At 61.2% G+C, this 4,085-nt stretch carries 5 protein-coding genes and 2 pseudogenes; 3 read left to right on the forward strand and 4 right to left on the reverse strand.

Annotated features, from left to right (window positions below):
• Positions 1–192 (forward strand): annotated as a pseudogene (locus tag QZ079_RS08400) (EamA/RhaT family transporter); the annotation flags it as partial.
• 268 nt (positions 193–460) lie between these two features.
• The gene (locus tag QZ079_RS08405; protein ID WP_297037422.1) at positions 461–676 is read left to right on the forward strand and encodes an ACT domain-containing protein; all 216 of its coding nucleotides are present in this window, start codon (positions 461–463) and stop codon (positions 674–676) included.
• Positions 677–748: 72 nt separating this feature from the next.
• Here the strand turns inward: QZ079_RS08405 and QZ079_RS08410 are convergent, their stop codons facing one another.
• The 4 genes from QZ079_RS08410 to QZ079_RS08425 all read right to left on the reverse strand — a co-directional run bounded on the left by QZ079_RS08410 (position 749) and on the right by QZ079_RS08425 (position 3,715).
• Complete coding sequence (locus QZ079_RS08410) at positions 749–919, reverse strand: hypothetical protein (protein WP_297037423.1); 171 nt, start codon at positions 917–919, stop codon at positions 749–751.
• A gap of 327 nt (positions 920–1,246) precedes the next feature.
• Positions 1,247–2,548, reverse strand: coding sequence for an ATP-binding protein (locus tag QZ079_RS08415; protein ID WP_297037424.1), 1,302 nt, complete (start codon positions 2,546–2,548; stop codon positions 1,247–1,249).
• A 285-nt stretch (positions 2,549–2,833) separates the two neighbouring features.
• Complete coding sequence (locus tag QZ079_RS08420) at positions 2,834–2,998, reverse strand: hypothetical protein (protein WP_235422929.1); 165 nt, start codon at positions 2,996–2,998, stop codon at positions 2,834–2,836.
• 381 nt (positions 2,999–3,379) lie between these two features.
• On the reverse strand, positions 3,380–3,715 hold the full coding sequence (locus QZ079_RS08425; protein WP_087355877.1) for a helix-turn-helix domain-containing protein: 336 nt from the start codon (positions 3,713–3,715) through the stop codon (positions 3,380–3,382).
• Positions 3,716–3,870: 155 nt separating this feature from the next.
• Between QZ079_RS08425 and QZ079_RS08430 the strand changes: the two are divergent.
• Positions 3,871–4,085 (forward strand): annotated as a pseudogene (locus tag QZ079_RS08430) (flavin oxidoreductase); the annotation flags it as partial.

The raw sequence follows: 4,085 nt of genomic DNA on the forward strand, positions 1-4,085 counted from the left end.
CACCTGCCCGCCGGCCTCTCCACCGTCATGGCCGCCGCCGAGCTCCCCGCCGGCCTTCTCATCGCCATGATCGTGCTTAGCGAGCCCCTCGGTATCATCGAATGGCTGGGCGTGGTCGTTATCCTCGCCGGCGTGTGCCTCGCGCAAGTGCCCGCGCTGAGAGGGGATCGTGCGCAGAGACCGACGGTATAGCCGCGCCAATGAGGCAGCTGCGGCCTCCGAACGTTCGGTCGGATGCCGCAGCCGGCGGGGACAATGCGATTATCTAAGGGGAAAGAGCGGAATCGGAATGCAGGAGGGGCAGGCGCCATGAAACTGAAGGAGCTCGATCGGGAGTTCTCCGTATGCAAGGTGGAGGACTACTCGCTGGTAGATCTGAGCGCAGAGTACAGCTTCATCGGCAAGACGGATGAAGAGAACTCCCTGGTATGCGCCACCGGCGATGTCCCGTCGAACGTTGTTGAGCGAGACGGCTGGTGGAGGGGCTTCCGTATCCAAGGGATGCTGGACTTCCCTCTTCGGGATACTGGCCGGCATCGCGGAGACGCTGGCGGAGAACGGCATCTCGATCTTTGCCATCTCGACCTACAACACCGACTACGTTCTGGTGAAGAAGGAGAGCTACCAGAGAGCACTGGACATTCTCGAGCAAGAGGGATACAAAATCGTCGAGTGACGGCACCGCCTTCTCCTAGGCAGCGTCTTTGTGGTGCGCCTGCCCCTCACGTAGGAGGACACGGGGGTGTCTCTATATCGTGATGCCCTTTTGATACGGGGCCACGCGAGCGAGCGGCATGCCTCCACGCACCACGTACTCGACCCAGCCCTGGTAGCGGTCGCCGCCGGAGCCCTGCATGAACTCGGAGAAGGACAACGGCCGTATTCGAACCTCGTCTCCGCGGCCCCGAAACTCCGTCATGACGTCATGCGAGAGGAGCTTCGAGTTGCCCCCGTCACGCACACGCCGACGTTTCTCATGCGCAGAAGCCCGTTGAGTCTGTTGAGGTATTGGTCATGCCTGATTTCCACGCGTACCTCATCTTGGTTTCCAAGTCGGTTCTATTGAGCAGTTTTGCCGTATGCGGCATTACTTCTCAATAGAAGTGTCTTGTGCCACAGAGACGCCCGGCTCAAAATGCTGTCACGCTAAACACGTCCCGCTCAAATCACCGCATGCCCCACCTCCGGCCCTACGACTATTGCCGCCTCCCCGTAAACAGTCACGCAGACCATCACATTGCTCGGCCTACCCCCACAGCCCCATGTTCGACATCGCGTACAGCGAGACGTTCCTCATCCAGTCCTGCTCGCGGTATCCCGAGAGGCTGAAGCGAACGGACTTTATCTCCGGATGAGCGCCCTTGAACGCCCGAAGGCTCTTGGCGCGCAGGTTCTCCTCCGCCTTCACCTCGATGGCGTAGACGCTGTTCGCGCTCTGCACCAGGAAGTCGATCTCGCCCGAGGAGTTCTCGGCCGACCAGTAGTAAGGGGTGAGCCCGCAGTCGGAGACGAGCTGCTGGCAGACGTACTGCTCGGTGAGGGAGCCCTTGAACTCCTCGAAGATCTCGCTGCCCCCGACGACCGTCTCCTTGTCCAGCCGCGCCATAGCGCCCAGCAGGCCGACATCCACCAGGAAGAGCTTGAACGCCGTGTCGTCGGCGTAGGGGGCAAGCGGGATTCCGGGCTTCGATATCCTGCGGACGAGGGTCGTGATGCCGGCTTGCGTCAACCACGTGATACCCGACTGGTAATTCCTCGCCCGCGCCCCCTTGGCAATGTGGCTGAACACGAACTTCTTGTTCTCCCTCCCGAGATGGGACGGGATCGACCGCCACGCCGCAAGCGCGTACTCGGTCTCAGCCCTGCCGAGATGCTTCGAGACATCGCGCTCGTAGCCGCGGAGGATCTCGAGCTGCACCTCGCGCGCGTCCTCAAGGAGCCTTCGCTCAAGAAAGACGCTCACCGCCTCCGGCATGCCGCCGACGTAGTAGTACTGGCGAAGGAGCGGGATGAGCTTGCTCGAAAAGCTGTTGATGAGGCCGGCATCGCCCGAATCGACAAGGTCGCAGAGCGTCCGGTTTCCCGTTGCGACGAGGAACTCCCGGAAGCTGAGGGGATGGAGATCGAGCGTGTTCACCTTCCCAACGGGATACCCGCTGCCCTCGTGCACGGTGATGCCCAGAAGCGAGCCGGCTGCAGCCACTGCATACCCAGGAGCATTCTCACAGAAGTACTTAAGGCTTGTAAGCGCCTTCGGACACGCCTGAATCTCGTCGAGGACGATAAGGGTATCGCCTTCGGACACAACCTGCCCCGTTTCAAACTGGATGGCCGAGACAATGCGCGGAATATCGTAGCCCAACTCGAACTGCTCGCGCATTCGAGGATTGTCGTCTAGGTTGACGTACGCAACATTTTTGAATTGCGTTTTGCCGAACTCTTTGAGCAGCCACGTCTTTCCAACCTGACGCGCGCCATTGAGGACGAGCGGCTTGCGACGGGGGCTGTCCTTCCAAGCAACAAGCTCGTCCATAAGGAATCGTTCCATGCAAACTCCTCCCCTAAAATGGCTACGGCCTTATTATCGCACAGAATGGCGAAAATAAGGCCGTAATAGCACCAGTTTTGGAGAAAAACAGGCGGAACTTCACTCGCACTCGATAATGCCGACGCGGTTTTCGGGTTTTTGCATTTCTTCATCTCCGCAGGTTATGATTGGCATTTCCTATCGGGCGGGTTTCATCTTCGACACCCCTGCTACAAAAACTGCCACAAATTATACCGTAGCCAATCCCTGCCACGTGAGGGCGGGCCTTACGGGTACTTCTTGCCATCACGCGAACGCCTTCGAGACGGCTGCCACGGCCTCGCGCTTTGCATCCATGTTCACGTGGGTGTAGATGTCCATGGTGATCTGGGGGCTGTAGTGGCCGACGAGCTCCTGCATGACCTTGGGGTGAACGCCGTTCAGAGCGAGCAGCGCCTCGCGCGTGACCATCTTGGGCAGGTTGGCTGCGTAGCACGGGTTCTTCTCGAGAATCCCCCTCCTTGATCGCCTGCTCGAACACGAGCGTTATGTTGTCGTAAATCTGACGGCGTAGGGGTCGCCGAACGGGCAGTTCGAGAGTGTGTCGCCCCTGAGCATGACGATGCGCACGTCGTCGAACATAGACGCCAGGCGCGCTTCCGCCTCCCCCGCGTGCCGGCGGCGCGCTCGCGGAGTTCTACGTGTTCTCGAGCGTGCTGGAGCGCGCGTTTGCGGGCTGGTTGCTCTCCGTCTCAAGGGGGCGGCGCGAGCGCGACATGATGCGGCAGCGGAACTCCCGCCTGTGCAGGAAGTATGGGCTCAAGGGGAGGCGGGAGCGGAAGTGCTGACGCTTCAATCGCCTGGCCGGTTCCTCTCGCCCCAGACGCACAGGAGGTCGAGGACCTCCATGAGCGACGCGCCTCGCTCCGTGAGCGAGTACTCGACGCGCGGCGGGATTTGCGGGTACTCCCTGCGCGCGACGAGCCCGTCGGCCTCGAGCTCCTTGAGGCTCCGCGAGAGCGTGCGGTCGGATACCCCGCCGAGGTAGCGGCGCATCTCGTTGAAGCGGACGGGCTGGTACTCCATGAGGCAGTAAAGAATTGACATCTTGTGCTTGCCCCGGATGAGCGAGAGCGTGTAGCTGTACCCCGTGCCCTCGAACGACGCGCCCTCTATGCCCCGCCCCATGTCGCACCCCCTCCGTGAAGCTCCCGTCGCATGCGCTTTACCAAATGATAGCACCTGACATTAATGCCGGTACTTAACAGAATGAGGACGCAGGGAGATACTCGAGGCAGGATGGCGCGGCCTGGTGCGGCCGCTCGAGCAGAGGAGGAGAGGCCATGAAAAAGAATCTCGGCGTGGCGGGCGAGCTGTTTCCCCAGTCGGTCTTCATCGTCGCGAGCTACGGGGAGGACGGGACGCCAAACGCCATGAACGTCGCGTGGGGCGGCGAGTGCACCCGCACGCAGGTGGCGATCAACATCGGCGACCACAAGACGACCGACAACATCCTGGCGCGCGGAGCGTTCACGGTTGCGCCCGCCGACGCGGCGCA

Origin of the sequence: uncultured Enorma sp. (assembly GCA_905210055.1) — a bacterium.
GTDB lineage: Bacteria > Actinomycetota > Coriobacteriia > Coriobacteriales > Coriobacteriaceae > Enorma.

What these genes read in the sequence shown, in the direction of transcription:
- QZ079_RS08425 (WP_087355877.1), bottom strand. Translation starts at nt 3,715, where the DNA reads ATGGGGCGGGGCATAGAGGGCGCGTCGTTCGAGGGCACGGGGTACAGC.
- QZ079_RS08420 (WP_235422929.1), bottom strand. Translation starts at nt 2,998, where the DNA reads ATGGTCACGCGCGAGGCGCTGCTCGCTCTGAACGGCGTTCACCCCAAG.
- QZ079_RS08415 (WP_297037424.1), bottom strand. Translation starts at nt 2,548, where the DNA reads ATGGAACGATTCCTTATGGACGAGCTTGTTGCTTGGAAGGACAGCCCC.
- QZ079_RS08410 (WP_297037423.1), bottom strand. Translation starts at nt 919, where the DNA reads ATGACGGAGTTTCGGGGCCGCGGAGACGAGGTTCGAATACGGCCGTTG.